The following is a 15,647-nucleotide window of genomic DNA, read 5'->3' on the forward strand; positions in this document are numbered from 1 at the left end:
TAGCCCGCCCTCGTAAGGACTACAAGTGGAACTGGCCTATTACTCGGACTACGCCGTACGCCTGGTCAACAGCGAGGAGCCGGGCCGCAACAAGGACGCGCTGACCTCGGTCGAAGCGATCCGGGAGCTCTTCGGGACGAGCACGCAGATGGCCCGCCGCGCCACGGACTCCGACGTCACGCGCTTCCGTTCCGTGCGGGGCAGGCTCCGGGCGGTCTTCGAGGCGGCGGACGGCGGCGACGAGACGCTCGCGGTCGACCTGCTGAACTCACTGCTCCTGGAGTTCCCGGTGAGCCCGCAGATCTCGGGCCACGACCACCGGGACGACGACGGGCGCCCGCTGTGGCACATGCACCTGGCGGACCACCCCTCGAACGCCACCGCGGGGTACGCCGCCATCGCCGCGATGGGCCTCGCCTTCCACCTCACCGAGCACGGCGTGGACCGCCTCGGGCTCTGCGAGGCGGCGCCGTGCCGCAACGCCTACCTCGACACCTCGACCAACCGCTCCCGGCGCTACTGCTCGGACCGCTGCGCGACCCGTGCCAACGTCGCCGCCTACCGCGCCCGCAAGCGCCTGGAGACGGAGCGCTCGGCGAGCACCGGCCGCACCGCGGAGGCGGCCCAGCGCACCAGCGCCAACGGCGAGCGCCGCCCGGAGGCGGGCGGCCGGTAGCGGAACCGCACCCTGCCCAGGACGAGCTCCTCGGGGACGACGCCGTAGTCCGTACTGTCCCCGCCCGCGAACGCGTTGTCGCCGAGCACCCACCAGCCGCCCTCACGGCGCTCCTTGGCGCGCTTGACGACCAACAGGTCCTGCTGGAACGGGTGGCGCAGGACCACCACGTCACCCGGGCGGACGCGACCGCCCCACCGGACGAGCAGCCGGTCCCCGTGATACAGCGTGGGCACCATCGAGGGACCCGTCACCTCGGCCGCGCCCCACGGCACGACGGCCCTCCCGCGCTCGCTCTCCTGCGACAGCTCCGGCATCACCGCCACCTCCCCGGTCCTATCCTCCACCGGTCCCAGTCTGACCCTGGACTTTTGTCCTAAGCCCATGGGGGCACTCGCGAAAACCGGCCTCTCACGGAGTAATGTCCCACCTGAGAAGACGATCACGAGGAAGGACAGCTACATGCTTTCCCGCCTGTTTGCCCCCAAGGTGAAGGTCAGCGCCCACTGCGACCTGCCCTGCGGCGTGTACGACCCGGCCCAGGCCCGCATCGAGGCGGAGTCCGTCAAGGCCGTGCAGGAGAAGATGGCCGGCAACGACGACGCCCACTACCAGGCGCGCGCCACGGTCATCAAGGAGCAGCGCGCCGAGCTCGCCAAGCACCACGTGTCGGTGCTCTGGAGCGACTACTTCAAGCCCCCGCACTTCGAGAAGTACCCGGAGCTGCACCAGCTGGTCAACGACACCCTGAAGGCCCTCTCGGCCGCCAAGGCGTCGACGGACCCGGCCACGGGCCAGAAGGCGCTGGACTACATCGCCCAGATCGACAAGATCTTCTGGGAGACCAAGAAGGCCTGATCCTTGGCCGCGCTGTCTCCCGACCGCACCCGGTCCGCCGGTCGCCGAACATGGCGTCCGTGACGGTCCGGGTGCGGTCGTTTGCGGCCGTGCCGCTCACCCCCGGTGCGGCCGGCGGGGGCGGGCCAGGCCCAGGTCGTACGCGAGGATCGTGGCCTGGACCCGGTCGCGCAGGTCCAACTTGCCGAGCAGGGCGTTGACGTGGGACTTCACCGTGCCGGTGGTCACGCCGAGGGTCTCGGCGATCTCCGCGTTGGTGTGGCCCGCGGCCACCAGGGTCAGCACCTCGCGTTCGCGGGGCGTGAGCGACGTGAGGAGTTCGGGGTCCGGGGCGGGGGCCGTGTCGGCGAAGGCGTCGATCAGGCGGCGGGTGACGGTGGGCGCGAGCATGGCCTCGCCCGAGGCCACGACCCGGATGCCGGCGAGGAGTTCCTCCGGCAGCGCGTCCTTCAGGAGGAAGCCGGAGGCCCCGGCGCGCAGGGCGTCGTGGACGTAGGCGTCCTGATCGAAGGTGGTCAGGACGAGGACACGCGGGGCCGCCGCCCCCGCGTCCGCGGTGAGCAGCCGGGTCGCCGTCAGGCCGTCCATGCCCGGCATGCGGATGTCCATCAGGACGACGTCCGGGGAGAGTTCGCGGGCCAGCCGCACGGCTTGGGCGCCGTCCCGCGCCTCCGCCACCACGTGCAGGTCCGGTTCCGCGTCGACGATCGCCGCGAATCCGGCGCGGACCACGGCCTGGTCGTCGACGACCATCACTCGGACGGCTCCGGCGTCCGCGTTCTCGGTGGTGATGGTGGTACCTCCTTCTCCGGGCTCTCGGGTGCAGTCCGGACACCGGCCGTCGTCGGGTGCCGACGCGGCCCGCGTACGTTACCCGGGTCCGTCACCTCTCTCAGCGCCGCCAGCAGGTCCCGCATGGACGACAGGCCCGCCCTCGCCTCGTCCGCCACGCCCTTGAGGTCGCCCGCCTCCGCCCGCGCCACCACTCCGCCCGCGTGCCGTACGACCTCGCCGCGCAGTTCCACGGCGATGCGGCGGCGCTCCTCGTACGCCTCGAAGACCGCGGCGCGGACCGTCTCGGTGAGCGCGTGGTCCTCGATCGCCCTGATGCGTTCGCGCCGGGCACGGACCACCGCCCCGACGGTCCAGGGCACCGCGAAGGGGAACAGGAACAGCACCCCGAGCGCGCACGCCATGAAGACGACCGCGCCGAAGCCGCCGTCCTGGTCGAGGTCCGCCATGCCGTCGGCCGCCGCCAGGGCGAGTGACGACAGGGACAGCCCGGCCGCTCCCACCGCCATGGCCGGCCAGGTGACGCGCGCCGGCCCCGCGAAGGCGCCCACGGCGTGCACGGCCACGCACTGCGCCACTCCCCCGCCCACCGCCAGGCAGAACGCCACCGCGGGCGACACGATCCCGAAGGCGACCCCGAGCGGCGCGAGCCAGGCCGTGGCGAGGACCGCGCAGAGCACCGCCCAGGGCGCCCGGCGCCGCCACAGCAGCGGCAGCGCGTGGACGAGGGCGGGCCCGCAGGTCAGGGCGGTGTCGCCGGGGCTCTCCGCGAGGACGGCGAAGACCGGGAGCGAGGCGACGGCGAGCACGGTCGCCCCGTCGGCCGGATCCAGGCCGCGCAGGGCCCGGTGGCGTGAGGCGTGGCGGCGCAGCGGGGCCGTGGTGCGCGGCAGCCGTGCGCGCACCGACCAGCCGGGGCCGTCGCAGCGCGGCCCCGCCTCCAGGGTGCCGTCCAGCGCGGCGGCGCGCTCCCGCATGCCCGCGGTGCCCCGGCCCGCCCCGAGCCGCTGCCGAGCCCCGGAGGAGGACGCGTCGGGTGGCGCCGCGCTCGCCGTCCCGTCGTCCTCGACCCTGAGGTCGACCGCGCCGTCCCGTTCGAAGACGCCGATCCGTACGCGTACGGCGGCCCCGGGGGCGTAGCGCAGGGCGTTGGTGAGGGCCTCGCGGACGATGCCGAAGGCCGCGTCCGCGACCGGGCCTGTCAGGGCCGCGAGGTCCGGCGCCACGTCCACGGCGGGGCGCAGGCCCAGGCGGGCGAAGCCGTCGGCCAGTTCACCGACGCGCTGCTCGATGCCGCTCTCCTCGCCAGCGGCGCGGGTGCGCATCATCGCGACCAGGCGGTGCAGCGCCTCCAGCGTCTCGCGTCCGCTGTCCGCCGCGAATTCGAGCGCCTGTGCGGTCAGTTCCGGTCGGCGGTCGCCGAGCCGCAGCGCCGCGTCCGCGGTGACGACGACGGAGGTGAGGTGGTGGGCGCTGACGTCGTGCAGTTCGCGGGCCAGGCGCAGGCGTTCGGTCCCGGCTGCCCGGTTCCGTTCGGCCTCCGCCCGCGCCAGGTCCCGTGCGGCGGCCCGGCGTCCGGCGAGCCAGCGGCGGCGGCTGCGGCCGAGCCCCACGACGGTCAGGAAGAGCGCGCAGTTCACGAGGGTTTCGCCGCCGACCTCGACCACGGAGTCGAACAGCACCGCCGCGCGGACCGCCTCCGCGACGAGCAGGACGGCCCCGACCAGGGCGGCCGTCCGCACCGGTCGGCGCACCACGACCGAGTACAGGGCCACGAGCACGGCCACCGAGTGCAGCAGTGTCGCGTCCTCGGGCAGGAACGACCCGACCACCAGGCCCGTCTCCACGACGAGCGCGGCGGCCACCGGACGGCTCCGGCGCACGCCGAGCCCCGCGGTGATCACGACCGCGACGATCAGCGCCGCCGTGAGCTGCGCGGCGCCGGTCTGGTCCCCGTCCCGCAGCGCGCGCCCCGGCCAGTAGGCCAGCTGCTGGATCGCCAGCAAGGCGGGCAGCAGCCAGTTACGTATCCCCTCCACCAGTACGTATCCCCTCCATATGGGCTCCGATGATACGGAGGGGCGGTACCTCTCTATCCCAGGGTGGAGAGCGCGATCCTGCCGACGGCCGACGTCATGGCCCGGCTCGGCCGGAATGCTGGGGCACATGACCACGACGCCCTCCCCGGCCGGGCCTCCGCACGATCCGTACGCACCGCCCCCGCCACCGCACGCGCCATCCCCCGCCGCCCCTCCATACGCATCCGGCCCGTACGCCCAGTTCATCCCGTACGGCGCGCCCACCCCGTACGCCCACCACCCGCACCACCCGCACCACCCGCACCCCGTGGAAGCCCCGCCACCACTCCCCTACCACCGCCTCGCCATGATCAGCGGCCGGCACCGCTGGTGGCGCCCCCTGGCGGGCACGGGCCTGGTGCTGGCCGGTGGTGTCGCCGTGACGCTGCTCGTGCTGCTCGGCGCCGAGGTGACGGGCGCGCTGCTCGACCGGCCGGTGGACGCGGACGGATTCCGGGTGTGGGGCGGCGTCGCGGAGACCGGCCTCGCCCTGCTCTCCCTCGCGCTGCTGCTCCCCGTGGTGCTGCTCGCCGCCCGCTGGGCCCAGCGGCGTCCGGCCGGGACGGTGTCATCGGTCGCCGGGCGGCTCCGGTGGGCCTGGCTCGGGCGGTGCATGGCGATGGGACTGCCCCTGGTCGCGGGGGCTTTCGGGGTGATGATGCTGCTGCCCGTCCCGGCGGGCGACGGCGCGGACGACATGCGGTGGGTCGGGCTCCCCGACTTCCTGCTCGGCCTCGCGATGGTGTGCGTACTCGTGCCGTTCCAGGCGGCAGCCGAGGAGTACGTGTTCCGGGGCTGGCTCACGCAGGCGGTCGGCGCCTGGCTCCGCTCCCCGTGGCCGGCGATCCTGCCCCAGGCGGCGCTGTTCGCGGCGGCCCACGGCTGGGGTACGCCGTGGGGGTTCGCGGACCTGTTGGTGTTCGGTCTGGTCGCGGGCGCACTGACGGTGCGTACGGGCGGCCTTGAGGCGGCCATCGCGCTGCACGTGCTCAACAACCTGCTGGCCATGGGGGTTTCGGCCGCCGTCGTCGGCGCGCTCGCCTCCGACGAGACGGCCGCCGACATGGAGTGGATGTCGGTCTGCGTCGACGTCGTGATGCTCTGCGGGTACGCGGCGCTCGTGCTGTGGGCGGCGGGCCGCCGCGGGATCCAGGCGGTCGGTACGGGCGCGCAGGCCCGCCGGTGAGCGCCCTGATGCTCGGGCTCGCCGGGGGCCTCGGGCTGTGGGTGCGGTACGCGGAGCCGCGCGGGCGGTCTTGATCGCCGGTGCCCGGCGGGTGAGGCTTGGCGGGGGCGCCGTGTCCCCGCCGGGAATTGCGAGGAGCCGCCCATGGGCAGCGGTTGGGCGGCCGGGCTGCTCATCGGCACCATCGTCCTGGCGGGCTCGTCCGTGCAGCGCCTCACCGGCATGGGCTTCGCCCTGGTCACGGTCCCCGCCCTGGCGCTGCTGCTGGGCCCCGCGCAGGGCGTCGTCCTCGCCAACTGCGCGGCCGGTGCGATCAGCGCGGTGGGGCTCGTCGGCGGCTGGCGCCGAGTGCGGCCCGCGGTGATGCTCCCGCTGGTCGGCGCGGCGATGTGCACCGTGCCCGCCGGGTCCTGGGTGGCCGCGCGGCTGCCGGAGCCGGTGCTGATGACCGGCGTGGGGGCGCTGGTGTGCTCGGCGGTGCTGCTGGTGCTGCGGGGCGCCCGGGTGCCCGCCCTGCGCGGGGCCAAGGGGGCGGTGGCGGCGGGGGCCGCGGGCGGGTTCATGAACGCCTCCGCCGGGGTGGGCGGCCCGCCGATGTCCCTGTACGCGGTGAACGCGGGCTGGTCGATGCGGGAGTTCGTCCCGAACGCCCTCTTCTACGGAGTGGCCGTGAACGCCGTCTCCGTACTCTCCAACGGCCTGCCCCACCTGAGTACGCCCGTCTGGTCACTGGCAGGGGCGGGGCTCGCGGCGGGTGCGCTGATCGGCGGGGCCCTCACGGACCGGGTGCCGGAACAGCGGGCCCGCATGTTCGTGCTGCTGCTCGCGCTCGCCGGGGGCGCGGTGACCCTCGCGAAGGGACTGTGGGGTACGGCGACGTGAAGCCGCCGCGCACCACGGCGCCGTGCGGCCGATCAGCCGTACGCCGGCCGGGTTAATCACTTGCCGCGTGCGGCGGCCCCCTGCTGCACTTGCGGGAGCCGGTGAGAGACCGGCGCAGTCGACGAAGGAGCAGCAGATGCGGCGTTCGTGCATGTCCCGACCGGAAGGAAGTCACCTCTCTTCAAAGGACATGACGGTACGTGCATTCACCTGCTCCGCACACCTTGAACCTGGGCATCCTCGCCCACATCGACGCCGGTAAGACCAGCCTGACCGAGCGGCTCCTGCACGCCGCCGGTGTCATCGACGAGATCGGCCGCGTCGACGACGGAAACACGCAGACCGACTCGCTCGCCCTGGAGCGGCAGCGCGGCATCACGATCAAATCCGCGGTCGTCTCCTTCACCGTCGAGGCCCCGCGGGGCGCCGGTGAGGGCGTCACGGTCAACCTGATCGACACCCCCGGCCACCCGGACTTCATCGCCGAGGTGGAGCGCGTCCTGAGCGTGCTCGACGGCGCCGTGCTCGTGATCTCCGCGGTGGAGGGCGTCCAGGCGCAGACCCGCGTCCTGCTGCGCACCCTGCGGCGGCTGCGCATCCCCACCCTGATCTTCGTGAACAAGGCGGACCGCGCCGGCGCCCGGTACGACGGCGTCCTGGCGCACATCACCGAGCGGCTCACCCCCGACATCGTTCCGATGGGCACGGTCACGGACATCGGCACACGCGAGGCACGCTTCACACCCTTCACCAGGGGTGGCGCCAAGGACAGGGGCTTCACCACCCGGCTGACCGAACTGCTCGCCGGGCACGACGACACACTGCTCGCGGCCTACGTGGACGACGCCTCGTCCCTCTCATACGACCGCCTGCGCGGTGAGCTGGCCCGGCAGACCGGGCAGGCCCTGGTGCACCCCGTCTTCTTCGGCTCGGCGGCGACGGGCGTGGGGATCGCCGAACTGACGGAAGGAATCCGGGAGTTGCTGCCGTCGTCCGCCGGGGACGCCGAAGGCCCGCTCTCCGGGAGCGTGTTCAAGGTCGAGCGTGGGAACGCCGGGGAGAAGATCGCGTACGTACGCGTGTTCTCCGGCACGGTCCGCACGCGTGACCGTGTCGACATCACCGGCGTCACCGGCATCACCGACGGCGCGGCGGGCGACGGGACCGACGGCCGCCGCGAAGGCAAGGTCACCGCCGTCAGCGTCTTCGACCGGGGCACGGACGTGCGCCGCGCGGAGGTCCGCGCGGGGCGGATCGGCAAGCTGTGGGGGCTCGGCGACGTCCGGATCGGCGACGTGATCGGCGTACCGCCCAAGGGGTCAGGACCCGGCGACCGGTTCTTCGCGCCGCCCACCCTGGAGACGGTCGTCACCCCGCTGCGCCCCGCCGACCGGGGCGCCCTGCACGTCGCGCTCACGCAGCTCGCCGAGCAGGACCCGCTGATCGACCTGCGGCAGGACGCCGTCCGGCAGGAGGTGTCGGTGTCGCTCTACGGAGAGGTGCAAAAGGAGGTCATCCAGGCGACGCTGGCCGAGGAGTTCGGCCTCGACGTCTCCTTCCGCGAGACGACGACCATCTGCGTGGAGCGGGTCATCGGCACGGGCGAGGCGTTCGAGGTGGGCGAGAAGGAGCCCAATCCGTTCCTCGCCACGGTCGGGCTGCGCGTCGGGCCCGCGCCGGTGGGCGCGGGGGTGACGTTCCGGCTGGGCGTCGAGCTCGGTTCGATGCCGTACGCGTTCTTCCGGGCCGTCGAGGAGACCGTCCGGGAGACGCTGCACCAGGGCCTGTACGGCTGGCGCGTCCCCGACTGCGCGGTCACGATGACGCGCGCCGGTTACTGGCCGCGCCAGAGCCACGCGCACGGCACCTTCGACAAGAGCATGTCGAGCACCGCCGGTGACTTCCGGAACCTGACGCCGCTGGTCCTGATGGACGCGCTGCGCGAGGCGGGTACGGCGGTGCACGAGCCGATGCACCGCTTCCGGCTCGACGTGCCCGCCGACACGGTCGGGGCGGTGCTGCCCGCCCTGGCCCGGCTGCGGGCGGTCCCCCACACCCAGGCGGCGAGCGGGGCCTCGTACCGCCTGGAAGGGGACATCCCGGCGCAGCGGGTGCACGCGCTGGAGCAGCTGCTGCCCACACTCACGCGCGGCGAGGGCGAGTTGGAGTCCGCCTTCGACCACTACGAGCCGGTGCGCGGCCCGGCCCCGGTGCGCGAGCGGACCGACAACGATCCGCTCCATCGCAAGGAGTACCTGCTGCGGGTGGTGCGCAGGACGTCCGCCTGAGGGGCCGGTGGGTCACTCCCCGAGCGGCGGCAGCGGCGGGAGCCGCAGGTTCCGCAGCCGCTCGGGGTCGGCGATGATGTTGATCTCCACGATCTTGCCGTCCACGACGCTGAAGGAACCGAGGGAGAACACCTCGCCGCCCGGGGCCGCGACCAGGCCCGGCAGGCCGTTGACGAGCACCACGTGCTGGTGCACGGCGAGCCGCGCGAACATCGCCGCCTGCGCGGCCACCGTCGCCGCGCCCCGCACCAGCTTCGACAGGCCCGAGGACAGCTCGCCGGTGTCCGAGCGCAACACGACGTCCGGGTCCAGTAGTTCGAGCAGCGCGTCGAAGTCGCCCGCCTTCGTGGCGGCCGTCCAGGCCTCCACGACCTCGCGCTGCTTGGCGACGTCCGTCTCCTTGGCCGGCGCCGAGCCCTGCACGCGGCGGCGGGCCCGGCTGGCCAGCTGCCGGGTCGCGGCGGGCGTGCGCTCCACGATGACCGCGATCTCGTCGAACGGCACGGCGAACATGTCGTGCAGCACGAACGCGAGCCGCTCGGCGGGCGCGAGCGTGTCCAGCACGACGAGCAGCGCGAGGCCCACCGAGTCGGCGCGCAGCACCTCCTGCTCGGGGTCGACGACGTCCGCGCGGCTGACGACCGGGTCCGGCACGTGCGTCTCCAGGGAGACGTCCAGGGACTCCTCGCGCCGTGACTGCCGCGAGCGCAGCAGGTCCAGGCAGACCCGGCCGACGACGGTCGTCAGCCAGCCGCCGAGGTTGCGCACCTCGCCCGCGCCGCCGGGCCCCGACGCCGCGGCCGCCTGGGTGCGGCTGAGCCGGAACCACGCCTCCTGGACCGCGTCCTCGGACTCGCTCAGCGAACCGAGCATGCGGTACGCGACCGCGTTCAGCCGGGGCCGGTGCTCCTCGAAACGCGCGGCCAGGTCGGCCTCGGCCGATGCGTTGACGTCCACTGCACATTCTCCCGTTCCCCGCACCCACGTGATGCCTGGGCAGAACAGTAATGAACGCCCGCGCCACGCCCCTGTCCGAGGGCGCCCTCGCGCTACCGGGGCTGCCCCAGAAGCGGCGCCAACACCGCGCGCAGATCGGCCGGTTCGCGGTAGAGCAGGCCGGTCATGCCCAGCGCCACGGCCGCCGCGACGTTCTCCTGGCGGTCGTCCACGAACAGGCAGCGACCGGGGGCCACCCCGGCCCGCTCCGCCGCCACCTCGTAGATGCGGCGGCCGGGCTTGGTGACGCCGAGATCGGCGCTGCTGATCACGGCGTCGAAGACACCGGACGGGCCGGTGAGGCCGAGCAGCGCCAGGTCGTCGGCGAGCCATGGCGTCGCGTTCGTCACCAGCAGGACCGGGAGCCCGGCCGCGCGGACCTGCCGGAGGAGTCCGACCACCGCGTCGTCCGCCCGGAACTTGGTCTCCGCCAGCGTCGTCCCGAGCGCGCGCCCCCGCTCCCACGGCACCCGGTCGGCGAGGCCGCGGGCGATGGAGTCGATCCACTGCTCCTTGGTGATCTCGCCGCGCATGAGCGGCAGGTCGGTCGCGGGCGCGAAGGCTATCTCGGCGGTGCTGCCCCGCGGCAGCCCTGACTCGGCCTCCAGCTGCTCCAGTTCCGCCATGTCGTAGAAGCGGATCACGCCGTCGAGGTCACTCAGTACGGCGTCGAACACCTGGCCGGAGATCGTCATCGCATGTGTCTATCACGTCTGTCACGCGGGCTCTCGGTGCCCGTGTCAGTGCCGTCAGCGGCCGTGTCAGGGGTGTGACAGGGGGCTGACAGGGCCGGTGGCGAAGGTAGCGGCATGAAGAGTTCAGCCATTGCAGTCACAGGGCTCCGCAAGGCGTACGGGGACAAGGCCGTGCTCGACGGCATCGACTTCGAGGTCGCCTCGGGATCGGTCTTCTCCCTGCTCGGTCCGAACGGCGCGGGCAAGACGACCACGGTCAACATCCTGACGACGCTGATGCACGCCGACACCGGGACAGCCCGCGTCGCCGGGTATGACGTGGCGTCCCGGACCAAGGAGGTGCGTTCCGTCATCGGCGTGACCGGCCAGTTCGCCGCGGTGGACGATCTGCTGTCGGGGCGGGAGAACCTGCGCATGATGGCGGACCTGAAGCGCGTGCGCTCCGCCGGCCAGGTGGTCTCGCAGCTGCTCGACCGCTTCGACCTGGAGGAGTCGGCGGACAAGCTGGCCGCCACCTACTCCGGCGGCATGCGCCGGAAGCTGGACCTGGCGATGACGCTGGTCGGCAAGCCGCGGATCCTCTTCCTCGACGAGCCGACCACGGGCCTCGACCCGCGCAGCCGCCGCACGATGTGGGGAATCGTCCGCGAGCTGGTCGCCGAGGGCACCACCATCTTCCTCACCACCCAGTATCTGGAGGAAGCCGACCAGCTCGCCGACCGGATAGCGGTGCTCAACGAAGGCCGTCTGGTCGCCCAGGGCACCCCCGAGGAGCTGAAGCGCCAGATCCCCGGCACCCACGTCCGGCTCCGCTTCGCCGACCTCCACGGACTCGACGCGGCGGCGCGGGTCCTCGCCTCCTCCACGCGGGACGACGAGGAGCTGACCCTGCGGGTGCCCAGCGACGGTGCGTCGAGGTCGCTGCGGGCCCTGCTCGACCGGCTCGACGAGCACGCGATCGACGCCGCGGAGTTCTCCGTGCACACGCCCGACCTCGACGACGTATTCCTCGCCCTCACCGAGCACACCACCAAGGAGACGATCACCCGATGAGCGCCGTCGCGACCACCCTGACCGATTCGGCGATCATGCTGCGCCGCAATCTGAAGCACACCCTGCGCAACCCCACCACGGTGTTCAACGCGATCCTGTTCCCGATCGTGATGATGCTCCTGTTCGTCAAGGTCTTCGGCGGCGCGTTCGACGTTGGCGGCGCCGCCTACATCGACTACGCGACGCCCGGCCTGCTCGTGATGGCCATCAGCTACGGCCTCGGGGCCACCTCAGCGGCCGTGAACTCCGACATGTCGAAGGGCGTCATCAACCGGCTCAAGACCATGGACGTCTCCCGAGGCGCCGTGCTGAACGGGCACGTCGTCGTCACCACGGTGCGCTGCCTGGTGGGCTGCGCGGCCATCATCGGGGTGGCCTTCGCGATGGGGTTCGACCCGGCCGCGAGCGCCCTCGACTGGCTCGGCGCCATCGGTCTGATCCTGCTGCTCAGCTTCGCCGCCGCCTGGCTCACCGTCGCCCTGGGGCTCGCCGCGAAGACCCCGGAGACGGCCGGGCTCGGCACCGTACCGCTGATCATGCTGCCGTTCCTGAGCAGCGCCTTCGTACCCGCGGACACGATGGGTACCGGTGTGCGGCAGTTCGTGGAGTACCAGCCCTTCACGCCCATCATCGAGACACTGCGGGGGCTGCTGCTGGGCGATCTGTCCAGGGGCGACGCGATCGCCGCCGTCGCCTGGTGCGTCGGGATCGCCGTCCTCGGGTACGTGTGGTCGGTCGCCACCTTCAAGAAGCGGGCGTGACCCCGGCCGGCTCGCCTCCGCGTTCAGGAAGCGAGCGTGACCTGGACCAGCTCGGACCAGTCGGCCTCCGCTCCCTCCCGGGCCACCTCGGCGAAGCGCGCGTCGCCGAGGTGGTGCCGCACGGCCCGCTCGATGCGGGCCACGTCCGGATGGGACTGGTCCCGCAGCCCCCGTACGCCCGCGCTCGCCGCCAGCAGCCGCGCGGCCTGCTCGTGCTCGTCGCGGCGCAGCGCCAGGTCCGCGACTCCCACGAGCACGTAGGCGATCCCCAGCGGGTGCCCCGCCTCGGCCGCCGCCTCGCAGGCCGCCGCGCGGTGCGCACGGGCCTCCGCGAGGTCGTCGGTGAGGTAGCCGAGCATGTCGTGCCGCGCCGCGCGGATCTGCGCCCACTCCGCCTCCTCGCCCAACAGAGCGGTCGCCACACCGACCTGCCGACGAGCCTCCTCGGTGTTGCCGGCCCCCCGGGCGAGCCCCGCTTTCACAAAGGCCAGCTCGGCCAGCGCGTCCGGCCAGCTGACCCGCTCCGCGTGCCGCTCCGCCTCGGCGAGGGCCACCGCGCAGGCGTCCTTGTCCCCGAGCAGCCAGTGCAGCTGGGCCTGCCGCGCCCGCATCTGGATGAGGTCCTCGGTGGCACCCACCTCGGAGACGGCCGTGATCGCCTCCTCCAGGTACGCGCACGCGGCGGCGAACTCCCCGCGCACCGCGAACCGCTCCGCAAGCTCCGTCAGGGCGAACGAGATCCCGAACCGCTCACCGAGCACCTGGAACTCGGCGAGCGCCCCCTCCAGGTAGGCGTCCGCGGCCGCCGCCTCTGCCCCGCCCAGACCGAGTTGGACCCGCATCTTGCCCAGGTGCAGCCGGGCCAGCGCGCGCACCCAGGGGTCCTCGGCGTCGAGCAGCGGTTCGAACGCCGTCAGGGCCGCGTCGGGCCCGTCGAGCAGCCGTACCATCGCCGTGACGAGCCCCATCAGCGGGTTGCGGCCCCGGCTGCGCCGGCCGTACCGGTCCGCCTCGCGGATCCACTTCTCCGCCTGCTGCTCGTCGGCCCGCCCGGAGCTGACGAACAGCACGACCAGCGCGTACGCCATGGCCCGCGCCTCGTCGGTCACCTCGCCGGGAACCCTCGTCGCCGCGGTGATCAGTTCGATGCCCTCAGCCCTGCGCCCGCTGAGCCACCAGTACCAGCCCGCGCCGCCCGCGAGCCGCATCGCCTCCTGCGCCTCGCCCGCCGCGAGGGCGCCGCGCATCGCCGCGCTGATGTTGTCGTGCTCGGCCTCCAGCCTGGCCAGCCAGTCGAGCTGCTCGGCGCGGCGCAGGTGCGGCTCCGCGGTCTCGGTGAGTTCCGTGAAGTAGGCCAGATGTGCGCGGCGCACCAGCTCGGCTTCCCCCGCCTCCGCCAGCCGGTGCGCGGCGTACTCCTTGATCGTGCCCATCATGCGGTAGCGCGGGGTGCCGTCATCGTCGGCGCGCAGCAGCGACTTCTCGGTCAGGGCGGTGAGCAGTTCGAGCACCTGCTCCTGCTCGATGGCATCGGCGGCATCGGCGGCGTCGGTGGCGTCGGCGGCGTCGGTGGCGTCGGCGGCGTCCGTGACAGCGGTTACGTCGGTGACGTGGCCCGCGCAGACCCGCTCGGCCGCTTCCAGGCTCGCCCCGCCGGAGAACACCGAGAGCCTGCGCAGGACCATCCGCTCGGCGTCGGTGAGCAGTTCCCAGCTCCAGTCGACCGCCGCGCGCAGCGTCTTGTGGCGCGGCAGCGCGGTGCGGCTGCCGCCGGTCAGCAGGCGGAACCGGTCGTCGAGCCGGGTGGCGAGCTGGTCGACGGACATGGTGCGCAGCCGTGCCGCGGCCAGTTCGATCGCCAGCGGCATCCCGTCCAGGGCGCGGCAGACACGCGCCATCGTCGCCAGCGTGCGGGCGTCGCCCGGGAGGTCCCGGCGCACCGCCGTGGCCCGGTCCCGCAGCAGCTGGACGGCGGGCGAGGACTCGATCGTGCCCGGGTCCGCGTCACCGCCGGGCAGGGCCAGCGGCTCGACCGGCCACAGCGCCTCCCCGGTGATGCCGAGCGGCTCCCGACTCGTCGCGAGGATCCGCAGCCGCCTGCACTCCCCGAGCACCCGGTGGGCGAAGACGGCCGCGGACTCGATCACGTGCTCGCAGTTGTCCAGGATCAGCAGCGTCTCGCGCTCGCGGATGGCGGCGATGAGCCGGTCCGTCGGCTCGGCGTTCGGGGTCCCCCCGAGCAGGGTCTCCCGCAGGCCGAGCCCGGCGAGCGCCGCGTGCGCGACGTCGTCGTCGGCTCCTATGCCGGCGAGCTCCACCAGCCAGGCGCCGTCCGGCAGTTCGCCGAGCAGCGTGCGCGCGGTCTCCGTGGCGAGCCTGGTCTTGCCCGAGCCGCCCGGCCCGGTCACGGTGGTGAGCCGGTGCTCGGCGACGAGCCCGCGGACCGCGGCGACATCGGCGTCCTTGCCGACGAAGGTGGTCAGCTCGGCGCGGAGATTGGAGCCGCGGTTCGTCTCCCGCCGCCCCAGCTCGCCGCGCAGCAGCGCGACATGGAGCGCGGCCAGCTCCGGCGAGGGGTCGACGCCCAGCGCGTCGGCCAGGGCCTCCTTCGCCCGCTCATACACCAGCAGCGCCTCGCTGTCGCGGCCGGCGGCGACGAGAGCGCGCATCAGCGCGGCGGCGAGCCGTTCCCGCATGGGGTGCGCGGCCACGAGGTCGGTCAGCTCCGTGACCACCTCGGCGCCGCGCCCGACGGTGATCTCCGCGTCCAACCGCTCCTCGGTGGCGGTCAGGCGCAACCCGTCGAGCCGGGCGACCGCGGCGTCGAACGCGCCGCTATCCGGCAGCCCGACGTCCTGCATGGCCGCCCCGCGCCACAGCTCAAGGCCCTCACGCAACAGCCGCACCCGCCGGGCGGCGTCCCCCGTGCGGTCCTGGCCCGCGGTGACGAGACGTTCGAACCGTACGGCGTCGACGGCGTCGGGCTCCACCATCAGCCGGTAGCCGTCCGTCCGCCCCTCGATCGCCCCGTCCGGCAGCGCCTTCCTCAGCCGGGAGACCAGGCGCTGAAGGGCGTTCGTCGCGTCGGCGGGCGGCTGCTCCCCCCAGATCCAGTCCACCAGCGTCGCCTTGGGGACCGCGTGCCCCGGCTTGAGCGCGAGAGCGATGAGCAGCCCGCGCAGCCGCGCCCCCGGTACGTCGACCAAGTTGCCGTCGTCCGCGCGCACTTCGAATGGACCCAGCATCCTGATCTGCATCCGTTGATTTTGCCACGGCGCCCGTACCGGTCCGGTCTACGCGGACCTTGGCGGACCCACGCGAACCCACGCGGACCCACGCGGACCCACGCGGACCCACGCGGCAGTCGAAGCGGTCGCGGTCA

General features: G+C 73.4%; 13 protein-coding genes. 7 read left to right on the forward strand and 6 right to left on the reverse strand.

What is annotated here, in order from left to right; translation table 11 throughout:
* The first annotated feature begins 25 nt into the window (after positions 1–25).
* Positions 26–676 (forward strand): CGNR zinc finger domain-containing protein, encoded by a 651-nt coding sequence (locus ACF062_RS13355; RefSeq protein WP_392137878.1) that lies wholly within the window; start codon positions 26–28, stop codon positions 674–676.
* Here the strand turns inward: ACF062_RS13355 and sodX are convergent.
* The gene (gene sodX / locus ACF062_RS13360; protein ID WP_392138838.1) at positions 559–993 is read right to left on the reverse strand and encodes a nickel-type superoxide dismutase maturation protease; all 435 of its coding nucleotides are present in this window, start codon (positions 991–993) and stop codon (positions 559–561) included. The genes ACF062_RS13355 and sodX overlap by 118 nt on opposite strands.
* Before the next feature lie 145 nt (positions 994–1,138).
* Between sodX and sodN the strand changes: the two genes are divergently transcribed.
* Positions 1,139–1,534 carry a superoxide dismutase, Ni gene (gene sodN, locus ACF062_RS13365; RefSeq protein ID WP_205038491.1) on the forward strand — a complete coding sequence of 132 codons (396 nt, stop codon included), beginning with the start codon at positions 1,139–1,141 and terminating at the stop codon, positions 1,532–1,534.
* A 96-nt stretch (positions 1,535–1,630) separates the two neighbouring features.
* Here sodN and ACF062_RS13370 read toward each other — a convergent pair whose 3' ends face one another.
* The gene (locus ACF062_RS13370) at positions 1,631–2,287 is read right to left on the reverse strand and encodes a response regulator (RefSeq protein WP_392137879.1); all 657 of its coding nucleotides are present in this window, start codon (positions 2,285–2,287) and stop codon (positions 1,631–1,633) included.
* Positions 2,287–4,365, reverse strand: coding sequence for a sensor histidine kinase (locus ACF062_RS13375; RefSeq protein WP_392137880.1), 2,079 nt, complete (start codon positions 4,363–4,365; stop codon positions 2,287–2,289). The genes ACF062_RS13370 and ACF062_RS13375 overlap by 1 nt, the downstream gene beginning before the upstream one ends.
* A gap of 127 nt (positions 4,366–4,492) precedes the next feature.
* On the opposite strand from ACF062_RS13375, the gene ACF062_RS13380 reads away from it, so the two are divergent.
* From ACF062_RS13380 to ACF062_RS13390, 3 genes are all read left to right on the forward strand, one after another.
* On the forward strand, positions 4,493–5,590 hold the full coding sequence (locus tag ACF062_RS13380; protein WP_392137881.1) for a CPBP family intramembrane glutamic endopeptidase: 1,098 nt from the start codon (positions 4,493–4,495) through the stop codon (positions 5,588–5,590).
* A 144-nt stretch (positions 5,591–5,734) separates the two neighbouring features.
* On the forward strand, positions 5,735–6,472 hold the full coding sequence (locus ACF062_RS13385) for a TSUP family transporter (protein ID WP_392137882.1): 738 nt from the start codon (positions 5,735–5,737) through the stop codon (positions 6,470–6,472).
* Between the two features lie 200 nt (positions 6,473–6,672).
* The gene (locus tag ACF062_RS13390) at positions 6,673–8,760 is read left to right on the forward strand and encodes a GTP-binding protein (protein WP_392137883.1); all 2,088 of its coding nucleotides are present in this window, start codon (positions 6,673–6,675) and stop codon (positions 8,758–8,760) included.
* 12 nt (positions 8,761–8,772) lie between these two features.
* Here the strand turns inward: ACF062_RS13390 and ACF062_RS13395 are convergent, their stop codons facing one another.
* Positions 8,773–9,717: a sigma-70 family RNA polymerase sigma factor gene (locus ACF062_RS13395; RefSeq protein ID WP_392137884.1), complete on the reverse strand. Its 945-nt coding sequence runs from the start codon at positions 9,715–9,717 to the stop codon at positions 8,773–8,775.
* 92 nt (positions 9,718–9,809) lie between these two features.
* Positions 9,810–10,451 carry an HAD-IA family hydrolase gene (locus tag ACF062_RS13400; protein WP_392137885.1) on the reverse strand — a complete coding sequence of 214 codons (642 nt, stop codon included), beginning with the start codon at positions 10,449–10,451 and terminating at the stop codon, positions 9,810–9,812.
* 114 nt (positions 10,452–10,565) lie between these two features.
* Here ACF062_RS13400 and ACF062_RS13405 point away from each other — a divergent pair, with 114 nt between their 5' ends.
* Positions 10,566–11,504: an ATP-binding cassette domain-containing protein gene (locus tag ACF062_RS13405; protein ID WP_392137886.1), complete on the forward strand. Its 939-nt coding sequence runs from the start codon at positions 10,566–10,568 to the stop codon at positions 11,502–11,504.
* Positions 11,501–12,265 (forward strand): ABC transporter permease, encoded by a 765-nt coding sequence (locus ACF062_RS13410; RefSeq protein WP_392137887.1) that lies wholly within the window; start codon positions 11,501–11,503, stop codon positions 12,263–12,265. Before ACF062_RS13405 ends, ACF062_RS13410 begins: the two co-directional genes overlap by 4 nt.
* Before the next feature lie 23 nt (positions 12,266–12,288).
* Here the strand turns inward: ACF062_RS13410 and ACF062_RS13415 are convergent, their stop codons facing one another.
* Entirely contained in the window at positions 12,289–15,522 is a 3,234-nt protein-coding gene (locus ACF062_RS13415; protein WP_392137888.1) for a BTAD domain-containing putative transcriptional regulator, read from the reverse strand.
* Positions 15,523–15,647 lie beyond the last annotated feature (125 nt).

It is taken from the genome of Streptomyces sp. NPDC015345 (genome assembly GCF_043078805.1).
GTDB lineage: Bacteria > Actinomycetota > Actinomycetes > Streptomycetales > Streptomycetaceae > Streptomyces.